The sequence below is a fragment of the Candidatus Accumulibacter similis genome, assembly GCA_013347225.1.
Lineage (GTDB): Bacteria > Pseudomonadota > Gammaproteobacteria > Burkholderiales > Rhodocyclaceae > Accumulibacter > Accumulibacter similis.
Map to the genome: position 1 here is coordinate 1,904,149 of CP054595.1, position 24,431 is coordinate 1,928,579.

General features: G+C 64.6%; 25 protein-coding genes and 1 tRNA gene. 5 read left to right on the forward strand and 21 right to left on the reverse strand.

Features of this window, described 5'->3' with window-relative positions; all coding sequences use genetic code 11:
- Nucleotides 1–6: 6 nt before the first annotated feature.
- From HT579_08800 to HT579_08875, 16 genes are all read right to left on the reverse strand, one after another.
- Nucleotides 7–699, reverse strand: coding sequence for a Crp/Fnr family transcriptional regulator (locus HT579_08800; protein QKS28992.1), 693 nt, complete (start codon nt 697–699; stop codon nt 7–9).
- A 161-nt stretch (nt 700–860) separates the two neighbouring features.
- Entirely contained in the window at nt 861–1,409 is a 549-nt protein-coding gene (gene rfbC / locus HT579_08805; GenBank protein QKS28993.1) for a dTDP-4-dehydrorhamnose 3,5-epimerase, read from the reverse strand.
- Nucleotides 1,410–1,442: 33 nt separating this feature from the next.
- On the reverse strand, nt 1,443–2,339 hold the full coding sequence (gene rfbD / locus HT579_08810; GenBank protein QKS28994.1) for a dTDP-4-dehydrorhamnose reductase: 897 nt from the start codon (nt 2,337–2,339) through the stop codon (nt 1,443–1,445).
- Nucleotides 2,340–2,667: 328 nt separating this feature from the next.
- Nucleotides 2,668–2,744: transfer RNA gene (locus tag HT579_08815), tRNA-Arg, on the reverse strand.
- 148 nt (nt 2,745–2,892) lie between these two features.
- Nucleotides 2,893–3,672: a tetratricopeptide repeat protein gene (locus HT579_08820; protein QKS28995.1), complete on the reverse strand. Its 780-nt coding sequence runs from the start codon at nt 3,670–3,672 to the stop codon at nt 2,893–2,895.
- Between the two features lie 240 nt (nt 3,673–3,912).
- Entirely contained in the window at nt 3,913–5,037 is a 1,125-nt protein-coding gene (gene rffA, locus HT579_08825) for a dTDP-4-amino-4,6-dideoxygalactose transaminase (GenBank protein ID QKS28996.1), read from the reverse strand.
- Between the two features lie 69 nt (nt 5,038–5,106).
- Nucleotides 5,107–5,487: an EamA family transporter gene (locus tag HT579_08830; protein QKS28997.1), complete on the reverse strand. Its 381-nt coding sequence runs from the start codon at nt 5,485–5,487 to the stop codon at nt 5,107–5,109.
- A 240-nt stretch (nt 5,488–5,727) separates the two neighbouring features.
- The gene (locus HT579_08835; GenBank protein QKS28998.1) at nt 5,728–7,386 is read right to left on the reverse strand and encodes a glycosyltransferase family 39 protein; all 1,659 of its coding nucleotides are present in this window, start codon (nt 7,384–7,386) and stop codon (nt 5,728–5,730) included.
- On the reverse strand, nt 7,383–8,177 hold the full coding sequence (locus HT579_08840; GenBank protein QKS28999.1) for an amidohydrolase family protein: 795 nt from the start codon (nt 8,175–8,177) through the stop codon (nt 7,383–7,385). The genes HT579_08835 and HT579_08840 overlap by 4 nt, the downstream gene beginning before the upstream one ends.
- Nucleotides 8,178–8,197: 20 nt before the next feature.
- Nucleotides 8,198–9,415 carry an ATP-grasp domain-containing protein gene (locus tag HT579_08845; protein QKS29000.1) on the reverse strand — a complete coding sequence of 406 codons (1,218 nt, stop codon included), beginning with the start codon at nt 9,413–9,415 and terminating at the stop codon, nt 8,198–8,200.
- A gap of 17 nt (nt 9,416–9,432) precedes the next feature.
- Nucleotides 9,433–10,164, reverse strand: a complete 732-nt coding sequence (locus tag HT579_08850) for a WbqC family protein (protein ID QKS29001.1) — start codon at nt 10,162–10,164, stop codon at nt 9,433–9,435.
- A 163-nt stretch (nt 10,165–10,327) separates the two neighbouring features.
- A complete protein-coding gene (locus HT579_08855) occupies nt 10,328–10,951 on the reverse strand; it encodes an acyltransferase (GenBank protein ID QKS29002.1) in 624 nt (207 codons plus the stop codon).
- Between the two features lie 100 nt (nt 10,952–11,051).
- Nucleotides 11,052–12,035, reverse strand: a complete 984-nt coding sequence (locus tag HT579_08860) for a glycosyltransferase family 2 protein (protein QKS31582.1) — start codon at nt 12,033–12,035, stop codon at nt 11,052–11,054.
- 520 nt (nt 12,036–12,555) lie between these two features.
- Nucleotides 12,556–13,116, reverse strand: coding sequence for a hypothetical protein (locus tag HT579_08865; protein QKS29003.1), 561 nt, complete (start codon nt 13,114–13,116; stop codon nt 12,556–12,558).
- A 101-nt stretch (nt 13,117–13,217) separates the two neighbouring features.
- A complete protein-coding gene (locus HT579_08870; protein QKS29004.1) occupies nt 13,218–13,637 on the reverse strand; it encodes a ProQ/FinO family protein in 420 nt (139 codons plus the stop codon).
- Between the two features lie 151 nt (nt 13,638–13,788).
- On the reverse strand, nt 13,789–15,774 hold the full coding sequence (locus HT579_08875) for an SDR family oxidoreductase (protein ID QKS29005.1): 1,986 nt from the start codon (nt 15,772–15,774) through the stop codon (nt 13,789–13,791).
- Nucleotides 15,775–15,951: 177 nt separating this feature from the next.
- On the opposite strand from HT579_08875, the gene HT579_08880 reads away from it, so the two are divergent.
- The 4 genes from HT579_08880 (at nt 15,952) to HT579_08895 (ending at nt 19,554) form a co-directional block, all read left to right on the forward strand.
- Nucleotides 15,952–16,545: a phasin family protein gene (locus HT579_08880; protein QKS29006.1), complete on the forward strand. Its 594-nt coding sequence runs from the start codon at nt 15,952–15,954 to the stop codon at nt 16,543–16,545.
- A 212-nt stretch (nt 16,546–16,757) separates the two neighbouring features.
- On the forward strand, nt 16,758–17,975 hold the full coding sequence (locus HT579_08885) for a patatin-like phospholipase family protein (GenBank protein QKS29007.1): 1,218 nt from the start codon (nt 16,758–16,760) through the stop codon (nt 17,973–17,975).
- Between the two features lie 108 nt (nt 17,976–18,083).
- The gene (locus HT579_08890) at nt 18,084–18,731 is read left to right on the forward strand and encodes a TetR family transcriptional regulator (protein QKS29008.1); all 648 of its coding nucleotides are present in this window, start codon (nt 18,084–18,086) and stop codon (nt 18,729–18,731) included.
- 49 nt (nt 18,732–18,780) lie between these two features.
- Complete coding sequence (locus HT579_08895) at nt 18,781–19,554, forward strand: hypothetical protein (protein ID QKS29009.1); 774 nt, start codon at nt 18,781–18,783, stop codon at nt 19,552–19,554.
- Between the two features lie 219 nt (nt 19,555–19,773).
- Here the strand turns inward: HT579_08895 and HT579_08900 are convergent, their stop codons facing one another.
- Complete coding sequence (locus HT579_08900; protein QKS29010.1) at nt 19,774–21,345, reverse strand: wax ester/triacylglycerol synthase family O-acyltransferase; 1,572 nt, start codon at nt 21,343–21,345, stop codon at nt 19,774–19,776.
- 17 nt (nt 21,346–21,362) lie between these two features.
- Here HT579_08900 and HT579_08905 point away from each other — a divergent pair, with 17 nt between their 5' ends.
- Entirely contained in the window at nt 21,363–21,623 is a 261-nt protein-coding gene (locus HT579_08905; GenBank protein ID QKS29011.1) for an acyl-CoA-binding protein, read from the forward strand.
- A gap of 33 nt (nt 21,624–21,656) precedes the next feature.
- Here HT579_08905 and HT579_08910 read toward each other — a convergent pair whose 3' ends face one another.
- The 4 genes from HT579_08910 to HT579_08925 are packed head-to-tail and all read right to left on the reverse strand — an operon-like array spanning nt 21,657 to nt 24,429.
- A complete protein-coding gene (locus HT579_08910) occupies nt 21,657–21,935 on the reverse strand; it encodes a polyhydroxyalkanoic acid system family protein (GenBank protein QKS29012.1) in 279 nt (92 codons plus the stop codon).
- Nucleotides 21,936–21,957: 22 nt separating this feature from the next.
- A complete protein-coding gene (gene rsgA / locus HT579_08915; protein QKS29013.1) occupies nt 21,958–22,824 on the reverse strand; it encodes a ribosome small subunit-dependent GTPase A in 867 nt (288 codons plus the stop codon).
- Complete coding sequence (locus HT579_08920) at nt 22,821–23,243, reverse strand: 4a-hydroxytetrahydrobiopterin dehydratase (GenBank protein QKS29014.1); 423 nt, start codon at nt 23,241–23,243, stop codon at nt 22,821–22,823. Before HT579_08920 ends, rsgA begins: the two co-directional genes overlap by 4 nt.
- On the reverse strand, nt 23,191–24,429 hold the full coding sequence (locus HT579_08925; protein QKS29015.1) for a M48 family metallopeptidase: 1,239 nt from the start codon (nt 24,427–24,429) through the stop codon (nt 23,191–23,193). Before HT579_08925 ends, HT579_08920 begins: the two co-directional genes overlap by 53 nt.
- Between the last annotated feature and the right edge of the window lie 2 nt (nt 24,430–24,431).

Genomic DNA, 24,431 nt, shown 5'->3' on the forward strand with positions numbered 1-24,431 from the left:
CCGGACTCAGTGATCATGGAGGCGCAGCTTCTCGACGTCGGGAATGTGAATCTTCCGCCCCTCCACGACGATCAATCCTTTTTCCGAGAGCTCGTGCAGGATGCGTGAGAAGTGTTCCTGCGTCAGGTTGAGACGGGAGGCGATGACGCCCTTGTTCGTCGGCAGCGTCACGGTGACCGACCGCTCACCGCCGTTCGGGTACTCGCGCAACAGATAGCCAATGATTCGCTGCCGGCCCGAGTGCAACGAATACGACTCGACATCGTTGATCAGGTGGTGCAGGCGCATCGACAGTCCGGCAATCATCTTGCGGCCCAGTTTCGGGTCCTTGTCCAGTTCGTCGAAGATCGCGTTCTTCGAGATGTGCAGCAGCAGCGAGTCGGCGAGTGCCTGGGCATAGACCATGAACGGCTTGTCCATGAACATCACCGCTTCGCCGAAGGTCTGCCCCTGGCCGACGATGTCGACGACCTTCTCGCCACCTTGCGGCGAGGTGAATGCCAGCTTGATCTGCCCGTAGACGATCAGATGGAACCCGGTGGGCGTGTCTCCCTTGTGGAACAGGATGTCGCCCCGGGTGGCAGTGATTTCACGCGAGCCGCGGGCGAGGCGGGCAATTTCGTCGGCTTCCAGTCCGTTGAACAGCGGTACGTGCGCCAGCAGCGCTTCGATGTTGATGCCGTGTTGGTGTGGATGCACGTGTTGTCTGATCAATTCGGTCAGCGATGGATTGGACGGTCGCTAATCTTCGCATGTGTCATCTCCCGGGGCAAGCTGTCGCTGGCTGATCGGCGTTGACGATCTGCCGCCGTGGCTGCAGTCGCTGCCGGGGTGTGGATCACCAACTCGCGACGACGCTTTCAAGGGAAGAGGTCGGCCGCCGCCAGCGGCGGTGCGGCTGCGTCCTTGCGGGCGAGGATCGGCGGACAGTCGAGTGGCCAGTCGATGCCGATCTCCGGATCGTTCCAGAGCAGGTTCCGCTCGTGCTCCGGCGAGTAGTAGTCGGTTGTCTTGTAGAGGAAGTCGGCGCTTTCCGACAGCACCAGGAAGCCATGGGCGAAGCCGGGCGGAATCCACAGTTGCCTCTTGTTGTCCGCACTGAGCCCATGGCCAACCCAGCGGCCAAAGCTTGGCGAGTGCCGGCGCAGGTCAACCGCGACGTCGAAGACGCTGCCCTGCACGACCAGCACCAGCTTGCCCTGGGCCTTTGGCGGCAGCTGGTAATGCAGTCCGCGCAGAACGTGTTGCGCCGACCGGGAGTGGTTGTCCTGCACGAACGCGAGGTTGAGGCCCGTGGCACGGGCGAACGAACGTGCATTGAAGCTCTCGAAGAAGTATCCGCGCTCGTCTCCGAACACCTTGGGTTCGATGAGCAGCACGTCCGGGATGGCGGTGGCGGTGACGATCATCGGTGGTCCTGTTGCTGTCTTCTGGTTGGTGGTTCAGGCGCTGAGGATCTGCTGCAGGACGTGCTGCATGCAGGTCTGCCAGTGCGGCAGCTCGAAGCCAAAGGCATGGCGCAGCTTGCCCGTGTCGAGGCGGGAATTGCGCGGGCGGCGGGCAGCGGTCGGATATTCCGCAGTCGTGATCGCTCTGATCGCGGCCGGGTCCGCCCGGAGCTTTCTGCCTGAGCGGATGGCCTCGCCAACGACGAAGCGGGCGTAGTCGCACCAGTTGGTCGCGCCGTCGGCAACACAATGGTAGATGCCGTAGGGGAAGGCTTCCGGATCGTGCCCCCGCTGCTGCTGGCGAACGAGATGAGCGGTGATGTCGGCCAGCAGCGCGGCCGAAGTCGGCGTTCCCCACTGGTCGGCGACGACATTGAGGCTGTCGCGCTCGCTCGCCAGCCGGAGCATGGTCTTGGCGAAGCTGGCGCCGTGTGCGCCGGCAACCCACGCGGTACGCAGGATCAGGTGGTGCCGGGTGGCGTCCTGCAGGGCGAGTTCGCCTTCGCGCTTGCTTTGGCCGTAGGCGCTGCATGGCCGGGTCGCGTCCGTTTCGTCGTAGAGTCCGCCCTTCATGCCGTCGAAGACATAGTCGGTCGAGTAGTGGACGACGAATGCACCGAGTCGCGAAGCTTCCTCGCCGAGGATTCGCGGCGCCGTTGCGTTGACCGCGAAAGCCGGTTCGCGATCGGTCTCCGCCCTGTCGACGGCGGTGTAGGCGGCCGGGTTGACGATGACCGCCGGGCGAACGGTGCGGACCAGTCGGCGGATGGCGTCCGGCTCGGCCAGCTCGCATTCCCCGTGGCCGACCGCGACGACCTCGCCCAGCGGCGCGAGGGCGCGCTGCAGTTCGAAGCCAACCTGCCCGTTCTTGCCCGTGAGCAGGATTCTCAAGCCGGGCCTCCGCAACAAGGTCCAAGTGCCTGGCGGCGGCTGATGCCGTCGGCTTGAAGCGTCCGGACAACCCGGCCGCCCAGCTGTTCATGATCGGGATTCGGAGCCTCTGCACCCGCCACGGCCTGTACAAGACCGGCCAGCGGGCCACTCGCCCGGGCCATCGCGCCGGATCGGTACAGTCGCTCCTGGATGCTGACTCCTGTCTTGCGAAGAGGCGCGCGGTTTCGCCGTACACTCGGTTTCATACGTTCGGGCTGTCCGGTGGCCGGCCGCCGGGAGACGACAAAAAAGCCACCGCGACGGTGGCTTGAGTGCTTGCTGCTGTTGGCACGCCCGGAGCGATTCGAACGCCCGACCCCTTGGTTCGTAGCCAAGTACTCTATCCAGCTGAGCTACGGGCGCCTTGCCGTGTTTGAGCGGCGGATTATACCGGCCGGCTTCCCCGTGCTCAAGCACTTTTTGCACCCGGCTGCCGGAAACCAGACGGCGCGCGTCTCGCGACACGCCGGAACGCGCCGCCGCCTTGCGGGGCCGCGGGCCGGTGCCTGCATCACTGTGTCACGGCGCCGCGATGCGCAGCACCGGCGGTTGCCTGCCCGGGTTCGGATTCTTCGAAGAGCATGAGTGATTCGCCATCGTCAATCGGGTCCGTCAGCTTGCCCTCCTTCACCCGGGAGACGATCTCCGACGGGTTGCCGCCGAGCAGGCGATACTGCTCGCGCAGAGTCTTTGCGTCCGGATTGTGTTCCAGGCCACTCCTGACCAGCTGCTTCGCCTCGGCCTTCTGTCCCGAGCGCATCAGGAAGTCGGCCCAGTGCGAATAGCCCGGCCAGTAGTCGGGCTTCAGCGCCCTGGCTTCGGCGAAAGCCTTGTTCGCCTCCTGCGGGCGAGCGCGACGCAGCTCGATCTCGCCCATCCCGACGTAGATCTCGGGGAGCAGGATGAAGTCGCGCGGTGCCCGTTGGGCGACATACCAGTAGTCGGCCACGACGCTGCCGAGAAGGTGGGCCCGTTCCTGCTCAGTGGCGGTGCTGCGCATTGCGCGCAGCAGGTTCAATTTCCCCCAGCAGTAATGGTGCATGTGCCAGAATGTGGGACCCATGATCGCGACCCAGGGTTTGGCTTCTGGGGAAGGGTTGTCCGTTGTTCCGCTGCGGCCGAAGGCGTGTGTAAAGGGGCAGTAGCGTGGCACCGCGGCCATCTCGGCAGCCGTCACGTTCTTCACCTGCGCACTGGCGACCCCGGTCAGGCCCCACAGGGCGATGACGCAGGCAAGGCGTACGACTGGATGGTCAGGGAGGTGGCGGGACCGGTTGGCATCACTGAACATGCTCGGCTTTCCTGTTCTCAGGTGCGGTGGTGGGAGGTCGGGGGAAGCGCCGGTGGCTCGTTGCGCAGCGCGTCCCGTTCGGGTTTGTGCCGTCCTGGCCGCGCGGGGGCAGCGCATCCATCCGGCGACAGTCTTGCAGCGCCGTCGGCAGGATCGGGCGCACTTCGCATTCTAGCGGCACTCCGCGGAACATGGCAGCATGCGCGCCGCAGCCGGACTGCGCTGCCGGCGAGGTCGCCGTCAGGCAAGAGCGTTGGTCGCTTCCTGGATGATGCGTGCCTGCTCGTCCTCGAGGCCAAGCCACAGGGGCATGCGGACGAGACGTTCCGACAGGGAATCGGTCTGGCTCATGCTGCCGCAGATGCGTCCCAGCCGTTGGCCCATCGGCGCGCTGTGCAGCGGGACGTAGTGGAACACCGCGCCGATGGCGTGCGCCCTCATCTGTTCGATGAACCGGGTTCGCCGTTCGAGGTCGGGTAGCAGCAGGTAATACATGTGCGCATTGTGCGAGCAGTCACGCGGAACGTGCGGCCGCCTGCAGGCGCCGTTCTCCTCGACCCGTCGGAACCACTGATGGTAGGTCGACCAGAGGGCGAGCCGGCGTTTGTTGATGGCGTCGGCTTCTTCCATCTGCGCCCAGAGGAAGGCGGCGATGATTTCTCCGGGGAGATATGAAGACCCGATATCGACCCAGGTATATTTGTCGACTTGCCCGCGAAAGAACTGACTGCGGTTGGTGCCCTTCTCGCGAACGATCTCCGCCCTGTTCACCAGGCTGGCATCGTTGATCAGCAGTGCACCACCCTCACCGGAGATGATGTTCTTCGTTTCATGAAACGACAACGCTGCCAAGTGGCCGATGCTGCCCAGTGGCCTGCCCTTGTAGGTGGCCATGATTCCCTGCGCCGCATCCTCGATGACCAGCAACCCGTAGCGTCGGGCGATGTCCATGATGCTGTCCATCTCGCAGGCGACGCCGGCGTAGTGCACAGGGACGATGGCCCTGGTGCGCGGCGTGATGGCTTCCTCTATGCGTGTTTCGTCGATGTTGAGCGTATCGGCCCGGATGTCGACGAAGACCGGGACCGCACCACGGAGGGCGAAGGCGTTGGCGGTCGAGACGAAGGTGTAGGAAGGCATGATCACCTCGTCACCCTCCTTGATGTCAGCCAGGATCGCCGCCATCTCCAGCGCTGCGGTGCAGGAGTGGGTGAGCAGGGCCTTGCGGCAGCCGATGCGGCTTTCCAGCCAGTTGCTGCAATGCCGGGTGAACTGTCCGTCGCCGGCGAGGTGTCCGGCGGCATGTGCTTGTGAGATGTACCAGAGTTCCTTGCCGGTCATGTACGGCTTGTTGAACGGGATCATCGGTGTGGGTCCTGACGAGAGGTCAATGTGTCGCAGAAGCGAGGTAGCGTGGGAAAGGTTGCGCGACGCTCAGCGAGTCATGATCACCAGCCCGGTGACCACCAGCAGTGTGCCGAGAATCCGCTGCAGCGAGAGAGCCTCATTTAGGAAGAGTACCGAAAAGGCCATGACGATGAGGAAAGCGAGGCTCATGAACGGGTAGGCGTAGTTCAGGTCGAGGCGTGTCATGGCTGCCATCCACGCCAGCGATGCGAGAAAGGCGGAAGCCAGACCGGTCATGATCCACGGGTTGAGAAACTGCAGCAACAGGAATTGCAGCTTGCTGAACGCGCCCTCGGGCAGTGGGCCGACGTCGCTCATCTGCCACTTCAGGACGAGTTGGCCATACACCGTGAACAGCAGCGTGAGCGCAATATATACGTGTCCGGGAATGTCAAATCGCGCCTGCATCGGGCTTGCTCCTCGTCAAGAAAGGCCGGCCGCCTGGGCTGCCCGCGGTTAGTCGCCGGGGGACTGGCCTGATGGCCCGGCGATCCGTGTCTGGCAGCGATGCCTTGCGCCATCGCTGGGCTCCGATCGCGAGCCGGTCGCGCCGGGTCCGCGGCGAGGCGAACGATAGCTCGCGGACAAACGTGAGACCGTGATCGAATGACCAATCGGGCGCAGATTCCCGCCGCCACCGTACCATCCTCAGCGTGCGGTTTCGCCACTGGCGTCGCGCATGAGGCAGTCCGCGCCGATGCCGTAGATCGTCGCCGGCAGGGGGCGTGCGAGCGGATCGAGCTGGCCCGCCACTTTCTGGCCGACCGTGGCAGGCAGGACCGCTGCCACTGACCGCAGCCCGTCGACGATCCGTGACCCGAGCCCCATGCCGGTCGGCTCGAGTTCGCCGAGTCGGATCCAGCAGCGGGGCAAGCCCTCCAGGCGGGAATACGGGCCCTGCTGGCCCCAGTCCGCAGTCTGACGATCGAAGATCGCGTAGGCGACAAAGCCGTCGGCGTCCTTGTCCAGGGCGATGCCCGGGGCCCCTGTGGCCAGCAACTGGATATCGGCGATCTGCGGCACTTCGCGGGGCGAACCCGCGAAGAGTCGCGCGTAGTTGCCGGTGCGAATGGCGCTCGTCATGCCAAAGACGACGCTTGCCGGACGCTCGCTGGCGAAGCGGAGCGCCGCCTTGCTGTTGGCGACGAAGGACTGGATCACCTGTTGTTCCAGCGCGCTGCCGATGATGCCGAGAGGAATGATCACTGTCACGGCGACAAGGATCGACAGGCGATTGCCGAGGCGCGACAGCGCGTAGCCCGCGAGCAACGCCAGCGGAGCGAGGAACACGATCGCGTAGTTGACCTGCTTGGTGATCAGCAGCAGCGGCTTGAACGAGACGATGAAGAGGCTGAAGACGCCGATCAGTCCGAGGCACCAGAGCGCCACGCGGGTCAGACCGTCATCGTGCCGCTGTCGCGTCAGCCAGAGGAGGAGCCCCGCCGCTGCCAGCGGCCCGAGCAGCCACGTGTGCTTGATGTCGAGCATGAGGAGGCGCAGGTAGAACGTCGGGTCGTTGCTCGCGCTCACTTTCTGGACGTACTCGGCTGCGCCCGAGGTCGTCATCCGCCAGATCTTCCAGAAGTCGCCCTCCATGCCGAGGAAGAGCAGCCCGTTCAGCAGGAGCATCGCGAGGAAGCCCGTGGCCATGAGCAGCCACTTGCTGTGCAAGCGCTTTTCGCGAATGAGGTAGAGGGCAAAGACGAGGACGTAGACGAGCGCGACCGAGCTCTTGATCCACCAGACGAAACCGGCTGCCAGCCCGGCGCAGAGGTAGTACGCGCGCCGGCCACTGCGATCCCCCTCGAAGAGGGCGAAGAAGCTCAGGCTGACGAAGAAGGCGAGCGGCGCGTCGGCCATCAGGCGGCCGGCGTAGTGGGCGTGCAGGGGGGTGAAAGCGAGGACGAGCCCCGACAGAAGGCCGGCCCGCTCGCCCCAGAATCGCCGTGCGATCAGATACACGAGGGCAATTTCGCCGAGCGAACAGAGCAGTGACCAGAGGTTGGCGACGAACTCGCTGCGGCCGAACAGCCAGACCAGGAATCCGACCGGCAGGCTGATTCCCAGGCGAACGGCGCCGATGTAGTCGGCGCGGGCCCACTGTCCTTGAGCAATCTTCAGCGCCTGCTCGGTGTAGGTGACCTCGTCCGAACCGAAGCAGCCGGTGAAGAACGCCAGGCGCAGGGCGAGGGCAGCGACGAGCAGGGCGGGGAGCAACCAGGGCGTGCCGTCGCGGGAGGCGGTCGCACCCGCCTGAGTCTGGCCGGGCAGGGCGACAAAGACGCCGGCCTGCTGCTCGCCGTTCATCGGGCTGGCACCTGATAGCCGGCAAACAGACGCTCGAGGTTGCGGTACATGATGTTCTCGATGCGGTGCGGTTCGATGCCCTGGCTGAGCATGGCGAAACGTTCGCGGATCGTCGCCGGCGGGTATTCGGGAAAGTCGGAGCCGATGGTGATTAACTGGTCCGTCGTCGAGAACAGGTAGCGCATGTCGTCGTCGAGGCGGCTGCCGGCGTAGCGCATCAGTGTGAAGGAGAAGTCGAGCATCAGGTTCGGGTTGGCGCGAACGATCTCGAACAGGTCGAGCATCGACGGGCCGGCGGCGTGCAGCAGCAGGATGCGCGTGTCCGGGCAGGCGTTGGCGATGTAGTCGATCGTGTCGGGGGCGTTCGTCGTCGCCAGTCCGCGACGCCGGAACAGCGTGTCGAGCATGATCACCAGCCCGTGCTCGGCCGCGGCATCGAAGACGGCGATGCACTTCGCGTCGAGCGGATCGTAGCCGTTCATGCGCGGATGGAGCTTGATGCCGGCGAAACCCTGTGCTGCCAGTTCGGCCACGACCGCCTCGACGCGGCGCAGGGTCGGCAGGCTGCGCGGGTTGAGGCCGGCGATGGGGACGAACCGCTCTGGGTGCGTGCGCGCCGACTCGATGATGATCTCGTTGTCAACGTAATCCGCGATGGCGACCAGGCAGGCGCGGTACACGTTGCCTTCCTCCATGTCCTGCAGCAGCTTGGCGAGCGATGCGTCGTAGCGCCGCTCGCCGCACCAGCTGCCGTCACGGGTCACATGGGTCAGCGAGTCGAAAAGCTTCATCCTGGTTTCCTTTCAGTCAATCAGCCGATGCTGGTGAATCCGGTGTCGCCAGCCATGCGTACCCGCAGCAGGGAAATGGCGCGCATGGCGATCTCGATGACCTCGTCGGGGTCGTCGGCGAGGCTGACCACATAGCCGGGGCGGCGATCCTTGTGCTCGAGCGGACCGACTTCATCACCGGCCTGCAGGTTGAAATGGATTGCGGCGACACCGGGAACCGCGGCAGCGGCCTCAGCCCCGCTGATTTCCGCGATCGTGCCCCGCGGCATGCTGAAGAACTCGACATTGGCGGCTCGTGGAACCGCCAGCGGTCTGATGCGGACCGGCTCACCGAGTGCCCATTCGATCATCGCCCGGTTCACGTTGACCCCCGAGATGTGTGGCAGCACGTGGGTGTAGATCATGACGCCACCGCCACGTGCCGCGATGTCGATCGGCACCACGTGCTCGCCGCTGAGCATGAACTCGGCGTGGAACACGCCGTCCGCGAGGCCGAGTGCCGACAGGGTGGCGCAGACCGCTGCCCGGATGCGCTCGAACTCGGCCCTTGGCAGCGCTCCCGGATAATGGATCCGTGACGAGACGGTGAGCGAATCTGAAAACGGCACCTTCCGGGCGATTCCCAGGATCTCAATGTTGTCGGCAACGACAAAGCCGTCGACAATGATCTCGCTGCCTTCGACGCAGCTTTCGATCAGCACCTCGCCCGAACGCGAGCAGGCCTGCGCCAGGCGAAAGGCTGCCGGCAGTGCCTCGGCCGTCGCCAGTCTGCTGACGCCTCGTCCCGACTGGCTGTCCACCGGCTTGACGATCAACGGGTAGGCGATGTCTGCTGCTGCCGCCGCCAGACCGGCGGCCGACGACAGCAGGCGGTAACGCGGAACCACCATGCCGGCGGCGTCGGTCAGCCGACGCATGCGTCCCTTGTCGGTGAAGTTGCGCGCGGTTTCGTAGCCGATTCCCGGCAACCCGAGCCGCTCGGCGACGAAGGCGGCGGTCGCGACGCCGACGTCGGTGGTGTCGCAGATGATGCCATCGATGCGGCAGCGCGAGGCAAGTTTCAGCGTTCCTTCGCAGTCGGTGATATCGACCACCTCGTGCTCGTCCGCCCAGGCGTAGGCCGGTCGCTCGCGATACATGTCGCTGACCAGCACCCGGTGCCCAAGCGCCTTGGCGAGACGTACCGTCGGCAACTGCCACGGCCCGCCACCAAGGACATGCAGCAATTTCGGTTTCATCGTGCGTTGCCCGCTCCTCAGGCCGGCGTCGGTGCTGCCGGGTTGCGCGGGTCGCCACGCCAGCCCCAGATGTACCAGGGCGCTTCCGGGCCAACGTTGAACAGCAGGTCAACGATCGATACGCGATGCTCGAAGGGCGGGTAGCGCTGCGGATATTCCGGATAGCCCGAGTAGTCCTTCCATACCAGCTCGACGCCGATCTGGGAGAATCGGTGCGGATCGACGTAGCTCTTTGCGGCCGGTCCCGAGACATAGCGATCGGCTCCGGTCATCCGCACCAGGTCGAGAAGTCGCTCGAGCTTGTGACCCTTGGCAGCGTACTCGCGCGAGTCCCTGAACTCGGTCGTGATCCCGAGGAATTCGCGCGCAATCTCGCGGATCAGGTAGTGGTTGAGTTGCGAGAGACTCTTCCACTCGCGACCGAGATAGAACTCCTGGAAGAACGGTGCGTAACGGCTGAAGTGCGGGGATCTGCCATAGTTCTGCTGCAGGGTCTTCCAGTGTTTCGTCTGCCAGAGCGGGTTGGCGATCGTAACCTCGCAGACCAGCCGGTTGCTGTCCTCTCCTGCCGGGATGCTGATCCATTCGGCTCCGTTGCCGGTCTTGATGCGGTTGCGGTTGCGCCAGTCATTCTTGGTGTACTGCAGATCATCGTAGAAGACGAACAGGTCGACATCGTGGATGATGTCGAAGTAGCCCTTCCAGGGCAGGTAGTTGGACTGGAGGATGGCGAGGCTGCGGGATGTCATGTTCTGGATTCCTCCACTCGCCGATACCTTCCTGCGCCTCTGGGTGCGAGCGCCCGGCGCCGCAGGCGCGGCTGTCCGTCGCTTGCCGGCGACCAACTGCAGCGCAGCACAGCGCCGCTGCAGCGCGGCCCGCCGGCGCCGTCAGAGCGGGAGGGATGAATACTCATGCGGCTTGCAGCGCGACCGATGCGGCCGGAACAGGAGCGTCGCCGCCGGCTTGCCGGAGGTACTCGTTCTCCAGTTGCAGCATGCGGCGGCTCCGCTCCCTCATCTTCTTCGCTGGTGCTCCCACGTAGACGGCACACGCATCGGTGGACTTCGTCACCATGCTGCAGGCGCCGACCGAGGACCCCTCCCCGAAGATCACCCCCGGAAAGACGACGCTGCCGGCACCAATGATGACGTGCCGGTCCAGCTCGACGCTGGCCCTGGTGATCTTTCGGTATGGCATGGGTACGGTCGGGTTGGTCAGTGCCTCTCCCGTGTAGTCGTCCGACTGCGCGAAGATCGTCACGCCGAAGGCGAGTCCCGAGAAATCGTCCATGAGCACGCCTTCGCGGCCGGCGGTCACGCGACATCCGTGGGCGATGTGGACGTTGCGGCCGATCTGCAGGTTGCCGGACAGGACGCAGAAATCATCGACGATCGAGTGATCAGCGATGGCGACGTATTCCGGTTCGTAGATGCGCGTGGTGCGGCTGATGAGGACGTCTCGTCCAAGGTGGCGGAAGCGCATCGATTCGAGCTCCCGCCGCGAGAAATAGCGTGTGTTCTGTTCCGACGTCATCGATCTTCCTTTCGCTGTGTGATCAAACGGTGCGTCCAGGGCCGCCGGTCGTTGCCAAGGGGGTCTTGCGCATGCGAGGCGGTCCGCCGGCAGCGGATGCTCAGCGGTGAACGTCCTTCACGATATAGGTCGGCCGGTTCTGGACTTGGGTGAAGACCTTGCCCAGATAGATGCCAACGAGCCCGATGGCCATCGTCAGAATTCCCAGGCTGAGCGCAATCAGCCCCATGACCGAGGTGAAGCCGAGCAGGGAATCGCCAAACAGCAGCTTTCTGATCACGAGGTAGATGGCGTAAGAAAAGCTGGCCAAGGTGACCAGGCCGCCAAAGTTGAACAGCCAGACCAAGGGTTGCGCCGAGAAAGAACTGACGGCGTTGATCATCAGGTTGACGCGTTTGAAGAGCGTGTAGGTGCTCGCCCCGGCGCGCTGGCTCTTGGCCACTGCGAGGCCGATCTGCTGGAAGCCGGTCCAGCTCATCATCCCGCCGAGGAACAGATTGTGATCGCCCAGCTGCAGCAGTGCGTCGACGAAACGGCGTTTCATCAGGCGCTCGGTGACGATGTTCTCGGGAATCCTGGTTTCGCTCAGCAGGTTGAAGCCTTTCCAGAAGAGGCCACCGCTGATCTGCTCGAACCAGCCCCCCTTCCTTTTCTCCTGATAGCCGAAGACCATGTCGCAGCCGGTTTCGTGCAGCTTGTCGTGGAACGAACACAGGCTCAGCGGCGAGACCTCGAGATCGCAGTCGATCAGGAAGACCAAATCGCCACGGGCGTGCCTCAGTCCTGCCTGCATGGCATGGTGGTGGCCAAAATTGCGTGACAGGTCCACCACTACCAGCTCCGGCACATCGTGACGGCGTGCCAGCACATAGTCGAGCGAATCGTCAGGGGAGCCGTCGTTGACCAGGACGATCTCGAAGTCGCTGATGGCGAGCCGGTGCAGAGCCTCGAGGCAGCCGGCGAGGAAGTCCTCGAGGAACGGGCGGGAACGGTACAGGGTCGAAACGATGCTGATCTTTGGTCGTGCCGGCTCCAGGACCTGCGGCGGCTGGCCCTGAGGCAGCACCTGCACTGTGGTGGGCATCATCGGAGGCGGTTCCCCTATGGCGTCGATGGCACATCCGTGGCGACCGGATATCGGCTGGAGCGGGATTGCAGCTGCGGTTCGCGGATCCAGAGGCCGCCAATGATAACTCGTGGTGCGCACGAATCCAGCCAAATAAATCACGCTCTTGGCAGAGGGTGGAAGACGCGTGCTGCGGCTTGGTTGACCCTGCGCCCGCCCTTTCGCTGCAGCAGGGTGCGCAAGCGACAGCGCGAAGATTCCGCGGCAGGGAGCTCCACCTGCACGTAGCCTCAGCCGCCAACAGTGCACTCGAGGACCAGCGTGCCGACGGGGACGATGCCATCGTCGGTGCTGACGAAGGGCTGGATGAAGTTGCCGCCTTCCATGCACCGTAGGAGAGGGCTGTTGCGTTGCTCGCTCTCTGCGACCTTACGGCAACGTGGCCGAAGCCATCTGTTCTCACGGGTATGCGCGCAGACGGCAGGTGGTCGCATGCCCCGAGCGGGCCCGCAGTGACGGCGGATCGCTGGCTGCCGTTTCAGGCAAAACCCGGCAGCCAGCCACTCTCCGTGTTGCCGGTGGCGGCCTCGAGCGTGCCCTGGAAGAGGGCCTCGATGACCGGCGGTTCGCGCCAGCGCTCATTGAGGAAGGTCAGTCCGACCTCTTCGACCAAGGCTCCGCGCCAGTAATGGTTGGCGATCTCGTCGAGAGCCGACAGGCTGAGGCTGTGCGGCAGCCGCAGGTAGTCGAGCCAGCTCGCGTCGTGGAACGAGCAGAGGTAGGCTCCCCGGCTGCGCGCGCGCACCAGTGCCTTGCCGAAGACGCGGGCCGGGTGCTTGTGGCGAAAGGTTTCGGCGTCGATGCGGGTGGCGAAGAGCAGCAGGGCGTGCAGGCGGCTCGGGAACTGGCGGTACAGGCGTTGCCGGAAGTACTCCAGGTGGTACTCGGCGAAGTAGTTCTGGACCGTCGTGAACTGGTCTTCCGGCAACGACCGGCCAAACGGATTGCCGACCAGGATGTCCCAGCCCGGCAGTTCGGCATCGTCGTCAAGCCAGGCGTAGAGCTCGAGCGTCGTACTGTCCTTCAGCAAGTGATCCATGATTTCCTGCCGCACTGATGTGCCGAAGCTTGCCGTGTCGCGCCTCGCGCCGCCGGCGCCAGGGGGCGTTGCGGTGAGACCGCGAGCCCGCCACAGCGTGGCTAAGGCTTGCGGCCGAACTTGTCGACCAGACGGCCGAGTTTTTCGCTGGTCCGCCGGGCCTGCTCCTCCGCTTCCCGTTGCAGCTTGCGCTCGTCCGCCTGTTTGCGCCGCCGTTCCTTCACCATCTCCGCGGCATGGCTGCGGTGCGCCTCGGTGACCTCGCCGCTCGGCTGTCCATCGAGATCGAAGCGGTCCGTGGCTCCCGACATCGTCTTCAGATAGCGCAGCGCGTGCGTGTGCATCGCCAGGGCGACGCGCAGCGTCTTGCGATCGAGGCCCGGCACACGCGCCTGGAGCTGCTTGTCGATGCCGATTGCCAGCGGCTGGCAATCGCGGAAGACCGCGAAGCGTTCCTGCAGTTCCTTCAGGAGCTGACGGGGGTTGGGCTCTGGCCCGGGGTTCGTCGTCGGCGTTGTCATGATTATCGGTGTCGCAGAACGGGCGTGGGGTGGTGGCAAGAACAGAGGCGCAACGCGCCGGCAGATCGCTCTGCCGGCGCCGGGCAGCGATCGTCCGGCGGACCGCCCATGCCCGCGGCGTTGCGCCAGGACGATTTTCGCCCGCCGCTGTTCAGAAATGGATACCGCGCATGATCTGCGAGAAGGCGACCTGATCCGCTGTCTGTGGCGCCGGCTCATTCGGCTTGTGCGCGGCGGCGCTGGAGTCGGGGAACATGCGGAAGCTGGTGTTCATGACGACCTGTGCCACTTTCGGCAGCAGCGAGTGCAGCAGGGCGCCGAAGATGCCCAGCCGCGTGGCAATGCGGACCGGCTTGTGGATGATCGCCTCGACGACCATGTCGGCGGCCTCGTCCGGTGTCAGCGTCGGCACCTGGTCGTAGAGTTTGGTCGGGGCGATCATCGGCGTCTTCACCAGCGGCATGTTGATGGTGGTGAACTCGATGCCTCGATCGGCAAACTCCGACGCCGCGCAGCGCGCCCAGGCGTCCATCGCTGCCTTCGAGGCGACGTAGGCGGAGAAGCGCGGCGCGTTGGTGAGGACGCCGATCGACGAGATGTTGATCACGTGGCCCCTGCGCTTGGCGATCATCGCCGGCAGGAAACCCATGGTCAGCCGCAAGGCGCCGAAGTAGTTGACCTCCATCGTCCGCTCAAAGTCGTGGAAGCGGTCGAAGGAGTTCTCGATGCCGCGGCGGATCGATCGGCCGGCATTGTTGACCAGGATGTCGATGCCGCCATGCTCCTCGTTCATGAACTTGACGAATGCCTCGCACTGCTGCGGGTCGGCGACGTCGACCGCGTGCGTGATCAGGCGCAGCCCGGCATCCTCGAACTCCTTGCGGACTTCATCGAGCGCTTTCGCGTCGCGGGCGATGGTGACGGCGATCGCGCCCGCTTCGGCCATCTTGCGGATCGTCGCCTTGCCGATTCCCGACGAGCCGCCGGTCACCAGCACCACCTTGCCTTCGACCTGCCCGCGCAGCGTCCGATCGACGAACAGGTCAGGGTCGAGATGGCGCTCCCAGTAGTCCCACAGGCGCCAGGCGTAGCTGTCGAGCGGTGGCACCGCTATGCCGCTACCCTTGAGCGCGCGCTGTGTCTCGCGGCAGTCGAAACGCGTCGGGTAGTTGACGAAGTCGAGAATGTCGTCGGGCAGCCCCAGATCCTTCATCACCGCGGTGCGGATCCGCCGCACCGGGGTCAGCGCGAACATCGCCTTGCGCATCGAGCGCGGGATGAAGCCGAGCAGCGCGGCATTGATGCGCATCGCCATTTCCGGCGCATGGGCGGCGCGGGCGAAGGTGTTGAGGAGGTCGCCGACGCGCATCGGCGTCGGGTCCGTGAGATGGAAGCATTGGCCATCCTCGTTCTCGAGGTGCGCAATGTGGTCCATCGCGGCGACGACGAAGTCGACCGGCACGACATTGATGCGTCCGCCCTCGATGCCGATCGTCGGCATCCAGGACGGAAACATCCGGCGCATCTTCTGGATCAGCTTGAAGAAGTAGTAGGGACCGTCGATCTTGTCCATTTCGCCGGTGCGCGAATCACCGACGACGATGGCCGGCCGGAAGATGCGCCAGGGGACCTTGCACTCCTGGCGCACGATACCCTCGGAATCATGCTTGGTCCGGAAGTACGGATTCTCGAGGTTCTCCGCCTCTTCGAACATGTCCTCGCGAAAGAGTCCCTCGAAGAGTCCCGCGGAGGCAATCGAGCTGACCAGGTGAAAGTGCCTGGCCTCGAGTTCCTCGGCCAGCCTGACGGTGTTGCGCGTGCCGTCGACATTGGCTCGCTGCTGGTCTTCGGCGCTCGCCTTGAGATCGTAGATTGCGGCCAGGTGGAAGAAGTGGTCAACGCGGCCCTTCAGCTTGCGCACATCGGCCTTGGCGACGCCCAGTTCGGGCTGAGTCAGGTCGCCGACAACCGGGATGGCCCGGCATTCGTCGCAGCCCCAGTAGTCGTACCATTCCTGCAGGCGGGGCTGCTCGACGGCTCGCGTCAAAAAGTAGACCGTGGCCTCGGGACGCGCAAGCAACTTGGCGACCAGCCTCTTGCCGATGAAACCGGTGGCGCCGGTGACAAAGTAGATCATCCCATCCTCCCCATGTTGGTAGCCTGTAATCATGTTGCGTGCCTGTCCTGCGTTCCTGGTTGGAGGAGACTGTGCAGGCCTTTAGTGTGCGTCCTCTAGATATTGTCACTAGACTCTCTTTCCAGGGCAAGCAAAAAACTTGTTGACCTTTTGATTATCGTCTTTAAGGAGACCGAAATGGGCAGGAAACTCAAGGAACTGGCTGGTGGCGTGGGCGAGAACCAACTGGCGTCGACCGTCAAGGAGTCGGCGCAGCAGATCTGGCTGGCCGGGCTTGGCGCCTTTGCCAAGGCGCAGGAAGAAGGCGGCAAGGTGTTTGAGGCGCTGGTCAAGGAAGGCGAGAGCATCCAGTCGAGGACACGGAAGATGACTGATGAGCGGATCGCGCAGGTGGCCGGCAAGGCTGCTGGTACTTGGGACCGGCTGGAGCAGGTCTTCGAGGACCGGGTTGCGCGCGCGCTGGGCAGCCTCGGTGTTCCGAGCAAGCAGGATATCGAACGTCTCTCGCGACGCGTCGTTGAGCTGAGTGCAGCCGTACAGGCGCTGACCGAAGGGAAGGCGCCGCCGAAGGCGGCTGCGAGAGCCGCCAAACCGGCGACGCAGGAGGCCGCCAGCACTGGCGCCGAGCCTGCGGAGAAGGCTCCTGCGAACAAGCCGGCTACGGCGCGGCCGGCGGTCCGGCGTGCCGCTGCCAGGCCGGCTGCCGTCAAGGCGATGCCGCCGGTGACGCCGGCTGACGTGCTTAATACGCTTCCGCAGACAGGCGAGTAAGCCGCTGCGTGCGGGGCCAGCAGGCCCCGCAGCCATCTTCCTGAGTCCGGTCGGACCGACGGCCGATGGCGCGGGCCACCTCGCACGCGAGGCGGTTGCCGTGTTGCCGCGGCTGTCTGTCGTCGGTGCGGGCGCCGACGAGAGCGTTGCCCACAAACCTGCGGGCGAGCGGCTGCCACCGCCCGCTTCCCCATCGTGAAAGGACGACCTTGATGAACGCTGCGACGACGCATCCGACGATCGGCTTGGCGCTTGCCGGTGGTGGCCCGGTTGGGGGCATCTACGAGGTCGGCGCCATGGCGGCTCTGGCGGAAGCGCTCGACGGCGTCGACTTCACCGCCTTCGGAATCTACGTCGGTGTCAGTTCGGGAGCCTTCATCTCGGCCGCGGTTGCCAACGGGCTCGGGCCTGACAAGTTGGCACGGATGCTGGTCGAGAACGACGCGGACGAGGTCTTCGATCCCGAGATGCTGCTGCGACCGGCCTTTGGCGAGTACGTGCGGCGTGCCTTGGCAGTGCCGGTCCTGTTCTGGTCCTCGCTTCGCCAGTACCTGTCGGATCCCTGGCATCTGCGCCTGATCGAGGCCTTCCAGAGCCTGAGTCATGCGATTCCCGCCGGGGTCTTCAACAGCGCCGGCATCGATCAACTGCTCCGCCGGCTCTTCTCCAGCGGTGGCCGCACAAACGACTTCCGGCAACTGAAGCACCGCCTGTTCATCGTCGCGACCGACCTTGACACTGGTGAGTCGGTCGCCTTTGGCTCGCCCGCATACGCTGACGTGCCGATTTCGGTCGCGGTCCAGGCGAGCGCCGCGCTGCCGGGCCTGTTTCCACCGGTGCGCATCGGCGACCGCTATTTCGTCGATGGCGCCCTGATCAAGACCCTGCACGCTTCGGTGGCACTGCAGGCCGGCGCCGAACTGCTGATCTGCATCAACCCGCTGGTACCGTTCGACTCGCGCCTGGCGGCACAGCGACCGTTGCACGGGAATCTGCCGCATGCCCCGGAGCACCTGGTCGACGGCGGTTTGCCGGTGGTCCTGTCGCAGACCTTCCGCGCCATCATCCATTCGCGGATGCGCACCGGAATGGATCGCTATCGGCACGAATTCAAGGGGCGGGACGTCGTCCTGTTCGAACCGACCCGCGACGACGCCGACATGTTCTTCACCAACGTCTTCAGCTATCGTGGGCGCAGCCGGCTCTGCGAGCACGCCTATCAGCGGACGCGCAGCGATCTCTACCGGCGGCGGCACGAGTTGCGGCCAATTCTTGCCAGACACGGCATCGAGCTCAATCTCGGGGTACTCAAGGATCACAGCCGGTCGCTACTGCCGCGCAAGCGCCGTCCCGACCTGGCGACGAGCGCGAGTGCACTGGACGCCTCGCTGCTGGACCTCGAACGCTGGTTGCGGATGCAGCAGGCCTGATCTGCCCGCATTGACCCAGCGCGCGTGCGTGTTGATGCCGACGAGGATTCACCGGCGCCCCGCAGGGTGCTATTCTGCTTTCTGCCGACAGATCATCACGGAGAGCTGATGGACAGGAAACCGAAGCGGCGTACGCGCGAGCGCATCATTGAAACGAGCCTGCGGCTGTTCAACGATTTTGGCGAGCCGAACGTGACGACGACGGTCATTGCGGACGAAATGAACATCAGCCCGGGCAACCTCTACTATCATTTTCACAACAAGGATGAAATCCTGGAGTCGATCTTTGCCGTCTTCGAGCGGGAGATCGAGGACACGCTCGCCGCGCCAACCCGACGGCCTGCAGACGTGGAAGACATCTGGCTGTTCCTGCATCTGCTTTTCGAGCAGATCTGGAAGTACCGCTTCTTCTACCGCGACCTGAATGACCTGCTGACGCGCAATCGTCTGCTGGAAATCCATTTCCGACAGATCCTCGCGCACAAGGTGCGGACCGCGACGACCCTCTGCGAGGGTCTGGTTCTGGCGGGCGCCATGCGTGCCAGCAGCGATGAGTTGCGGGCGCTGGCAACGAACATGACGGTCATCGCCACCTATTGGCTGTCCTACGAGTATGCCTGTGATCCACGTGGCAAGCTCGAAAGCGGTCGTATTGGACGCGGCGTCTATCAGGTGATGGCGATGCTGTCACCATTTCTGGTCGGCGAATCGAAGGGCCTGCTCGACCGGCTGTCCAAGGAATACCTGGCGCCCTGAGAGGGTGCCGGTGACAAGAGAGCTTTCCCAACCTATCGAGGAGGATGCCATGGCCTGGAACAAGTTTCCCTATCCCGACAAGGCGTACGGCCATGCCGGCGCTGCCCTGCAGAAGAACTGGGCACGCCTGCATCGCGGCGACTGCGAACCTTTTCCCGCCGATGCGAAGCTGCAGGATGCATGGCGCAGCTATCACGCCGGTGATTTCGAACAGGCGGTCGCTGCCGGACTGGACTGCGGCATCGCCGGTTACAACGTTGCCAACAAGGCAGCGACGATCTATGCCAGCTACCTCGAGACCGATGACGAGCGCAAGCTCAGTCTGCTGAACGAGGTGGCGCAGCGTTGCGAGGAGCAGCAGGAGAAGACGCCGGACGATGCCAACGCCTGGTATCTGCATGCCTTCGCCCTGGGTCGCTACAGCCAGAGCATCTCGGTCGTCAAGGCACTGGCGCAGGGGCTGGGTGGCAAGATCAAGCACAGCCTGACGCAGGCTCTCACCCTGCAGCCGGCGCACGCCGACGCGCATATTGCTCTGGGTGCCTATCACGCCGAAGTGATCGACAAGGTTGGAGCGTTGGTCGGTGGCATTACCTACGGTGTAAGAAAGGACGTGGGCAAGGAACTCCTCGAGACGGCGATGAAACTCAACCCCGACTCGGCGATCACCCGCATCGAGTACGCCAACGCGCTGCTCCTCATGTTCGGCAAGACGAAGATGAAGGAGGCCGAGCGGCTGTACGAGGAAGCGGCAACGTGCGTGCCCCTGGACGCCATGGAGCGGCTCGACGTCGAGGCTGCGAAGGCTGAACTCGCCGACTGAGTCGTTCTACCGGGTGATCGTTGCGCTGCGGCCAGGATTGGAGGCGCAAGCGAGCGACGCGACGGATCGAGTCGGTCGGTGCGGGAGTCGGCGGGGTCGTGTGCAACCTGTTGGCCACCGGCGGTGCGCCCCGTCCGCGCCAGGCAAAGCGGGGCCACGAGCGGGCGAGCAACGCCACAGACTGGCGCAGCCGACCCATGCACAACGTCCGCGGTTGGCTCAGGCAGATTCGTGACCGCGGCTCATGCTGCTCAGGGTGAGCACATCGTGCGCCACGAGCAGAGGGTCGGCCAGGCGATCCGGGGTCTCGAGCAGTGCCAGCCACAGGAGCTTCTCGAATTCGCGGCCGAACTGTTCGGTGATTCGCTGCGGATCGTCGACCATGTTCCGGTCGCTGATGAGGCCGAACCGCACGCAGCCATGGTACGACAGGATGCTGACGCCGATGCCGATGTCGCCGGCCTGCGGCACCCATGCCAGTTGCTGCTCGATCCTGCAGCCGGCGAGGAAGCGCGCCGCGGGTGACCCCGGTACATTGGTCATCACCGCCGTCGTCTTGCTGGTCAGCAGTTTGAGCATCTGCTCCTCGACGAACCTCGGAGCCATGCCGGCGGCGCCAAGCAGGGCAAAGGTCAGCATCGCCTGATACGACGACTTCAATGCCGCCATTCTGGCGCGCGTTGCGTAGAGGCGCGCGAGCGGGTTGTCGCTGGCAAGCGGCAACTCGAGCGCGACCAGACCGAAGTGGTTGCCAAGTTCCTCGCTGTCACCCGGTTGCCGCAGGTTGACCGGCACCATGGCGCGAATCTCGACCCCTTCCACGGCATCACCCTTGTTCACCAGATAGCTGCGCATGGCGCCGGCGACCGAGGCGAGCAGCAGGTCATTGACCGAGCACGAAAGCGCCTGTCCGACGGCCTTGATCTCCGCCAGCGGCAGCGGTTCAGACCAGGCGACGCGCTTGACGGTGCCCGCCTTTCCCTTGAAACGGGTATGTGTGTCATCGGGCATCAGGGCGAGCCTGCCAATCTCCTCGGCAACGGCCCGGACAACACTGGCGTAGTCGAGCAGACTGGCCGGATCACGGCGCAGCCCCTGGTATTGGCCCCAGAGATTGCCACCGAGACTCAGCGAAGCCTGCGCCACATCGGCGAGTGGATCGATCACCGCGCGCCAGAAACCGCTGCCGCTGTCGCCGCTGGCGTCGCGTTGCCGGCGCGCCGGCCGTTCGGCTGGCACGGTCGCCGGCTGCCCACCGTTCGTCGGTGCGTCGGCCCGGTCGTCGGTCAGCGAGTCGATGACGCCGATGAGGGCGATTCCGTCGGCGATGGCGTGGTGGATGCGGATGACGATGGTCGAGTTGCCGTCAGCCGTGTCCACGACGTTGAACTCCCAGCGTGGCCGTGCCGGGTTGAGCGGCGTGCTCGCCATCTCGGCGACGAAAGTCTGCAGTTCATGTTTGCCGCCGGGCGGCGGCAAGAGCGAACGGCGAACATGTGCTTCGATCGCAAAGTCCGCATCGTCAACCCAGCACGGGCCATCGGCGTCTTCGGTGATGATCTGGCGAAAGCGCCGGTAGCGCAGCAGGCGCCCGGCAACCGTCCGCTTCAGTCGCTCGTCATTGATGCGGCCACTGCAGACGATGATGCCCAGGATCTGCATCAGGTTCTCCGGACGATCCATTCGCAGCCAGGCCGTGTCGACGCTGGAGACTCTTTCGCGCGCGGTCATTGCAGGGGCCCCAGGGAAAAATTCGAAGCCATATAATAGCAAGCCGTTGCAACCGATCATCAACCGGAGAACCCAGCGTGAGTGACCTGACAGCCCAGTTCGAGGCCGCCGTGGCCAGTTCCAAGAAGCTGCCCGAGCGTCCCGGCAACGCCACCCTGTTGAAGCTGTATGCGCTCTACAAGCAGGCCAGCGAGGGTGACGTCACCGGCAGGCGCCCGGGCTTCACCGACATGGTCGGTCGTGCCAAGTTCGATGCCTGGGCGGCGCTGAAGGGCACGACGGGCGAAGATGCGATGCAACAGTACATCGCGCTGGTCGAGCAGTTGCGGGCAGGCTGAGCCACTGCCCGCGCGAGCAGTTTCAGCGCTGCTTCAGGCGGGGAAGTTCTCGTCGAAGAAGCGGTGAATCTCGCGCTCGATCGTCGGTTTGAGGGCAAAGAGCAGGAATCCCAGGCGGATGTTGAGGGTGACCTCGCGCTCGTCGACCGCCAGATCTCCCGCGACACCGGGCCGCTTGAAGCGCATGACGTCACCGCTCCACGAATAGTTGAGGTCGAATTCGTCTTTCAACTCGGCCGCCATGTGCTCGGCCGAGGCGCGTGCCTCGGTGAGGCTCTTGCCGTGGCGGCGGCGGATCATGATGTCGCTCATGCGAAGGCTTCCTTGTGGCGGGTCAGTCGATGTCGGTACAGAGTGTGCGAAAGGCGGCGAAGCGGCGAGGGTCGATTTCCCCGCGCGACAGTGCGGCCTGTACGCTGCAATCGGGTTCACGGTCGTGGCGGCAGTTCCGGAAGCGGCAACTGCCGAGCAGCGGGCGCAGCTCGACGAAGGCTTCGGCGATCTCGCTGGCCGACAGGTGGTGCAGCCCGAAAGCGGTCAGTCCGGGCGAGTCGATGAGTGCCGCTTGTGGGCTGGGGCGGTAGAGGCGTGCGTGCGTCGTCGTGTGCTTGCCGCCGTGCAGTGCGTGTGAAATCTCTCTGGTGCGGGCGCGGGCTGCTGGGATCAGGGCATTGATCAGCGTTGACTTGCCCATGCCGGATTGCCCGATCAGCAGGCTGAGGTGATGCGACAGGTGCGCCGCCAGTGGGCTGGCATCGTGGCGTGCCGCAAGCCTGAGCACACGGTAGCCGAGTCTCTCGTACGGCGCGAGGATGGCTGCCGCTGCCGCCAGGCGGTCTGCGAGATCGCACTTGTTGAGGACGATCAGGACGGCGATGCCTTGGCTTTCGGCGGCGACGATGCAACGGGTGATCAACTCGTCCGAGAATGGCGGGTCGGTCGCGACGACGATGACGATCTGCGTCACGTTCGCCGCGATGAGTTTCTCGCGGCCCGGGTCCGATCTATAGAGCAGGCTTTGTCTCGGTGTGAGCGACTCGATCACTCCCTGTTCCGAGTCGAGCTGCTCGATCAATACGCCGTCGCCGCAGACCAGCTCGCTCTTCTTGCCACGCGGCACGCAGAGCACGGTTGTTCCATCGGCCAGCTCGACGCGATACTGTCGCCCGTGGGCGGCGACAACCGTTCCGCTTACCGTCAAATTCTTGCCAGCGCCTCGACCTTGGCCGCGCAGACGAAATCATTGCGCGACAGCCCGCCGACGTCGTGCGTGCTGTAGCGGACGATGACGCGGCCATAGCCGACCTCAAGGTCGGGGTGGTGGTTCTCGCGCTCCGCCAGTCCGGCGACCACATTGACGAAAAGGACTGCGGCGGTGTAGCTGCTGAAGCCGAACTCCTTTCGCAGAACGCCCGTCGCGTCAATCTGCCAGCCCGGAAGCTGGTCGAGCAACGCCGCCGCCTGCGGCGGGTCGATTGCGTGTTGCCTGCCGCGCAGCGGGTGGCAGTGTTCCGCTGCGAGATCCTGTTCGCCTGATTTCACACCGTCTCCTCTTCGCCGGTCGTGTTCATGTTCGCTGCAGGCGCGCGATGCGCAGCGCAGCGGGTGGATGTGAGTCATAGAAGAGCGAGTGTAACGGGTCCGGGGTCAAGGTGGCCGCATTGTCTTCGTAGAGCTTCACCAGTGCCGCGACCAGCTCGCTGGCCGACGCGTTGGCCGCGGCGAAGCGATCGGCCTCGTACTCGTCGCGGCGTGACAGCAGGCTGAGCAAGGGTGTCAGCAGGAAAGTGAAGACCGGGCCGACGAGAAAGAAGAGCAGCAGTCCCAGGGCCGTGTTCTCGTCGCGCAGGCCAAGCCCGCGAAAGAACCATTCGGCGTCGATCAGTTGGCCGAGAACGGCAAGCATGGCGAGCGAGACGGCAAACAGCATGATCATCCGCTTGGCCACATGGCGGTGCCGGTAATGTCCGAGTTCGTGTGCCAGCACGGCTTCGACCTCGCCCGGTTGCAGACGGTTGAGCAGGGTGTCGAAAAAGACGATCCGCTTGCTGCGGCCAAAACCGGTGAAGTAGGCGTTGCCGTGGCTGGATCGCTTCGAGCCGTCCATGACGAAGAGCCCGGAACTGGCGAAGCCGCAACGCGCGAGAAGTGCCTCGATGCGCGTCCGGAGACGGGTGTCGTCGAGGGGCGAGAACCTGTTGAACAGAGGCGCAATCCAGGTCGGGTACACAAACAGCAGAAAGAGATTGAATGCGCACCAGAACAGCCAGACGTGGAACCACCACCACTGCCCCATCCGTTCCATCAGCCAGAGCACCGCGAGGAGCGCGGGGGTGCCGATGACCAGTGCGAGCGCGGCCTGTCTGGCCAGGTCGGCGAGAAAGAGGGTCGCCGTCATCCGGTTGAAGCCAAAGCGTTCTTCGATGACGAACTGCCGGTAGAGCGTCAGCGGCAGGTCCGCCAAGGCCGAGATCAGGACAACGCTGAAGATCAGGGCAACGCCATAGGCCAAGCCGTCGAGGCGTGCTGACCAGAAGTCGTGGATCGCTTGCAGGCCGCCGCCGAAAGTGAGCAGCAGCACGAGGCAAACCTCGACGACCAGGCAGACCCGGCCGAAGCGGCCACGCGCCAAAGTGTAGTCGGCGGCCTTTTGATGCGCCGGCAGTCCGATCCGACCGGCAAAGCCGGCGGGGACCGCCGCACGGTGTGCCATGACGCAGGCAGCCTGGCGTCGCGCCAGCCAGAGTCGGCAGCCACACACCAGCAGCAGGGCGGCGATGAAGGAAAGGGACAAGGCGTTTGGCATGC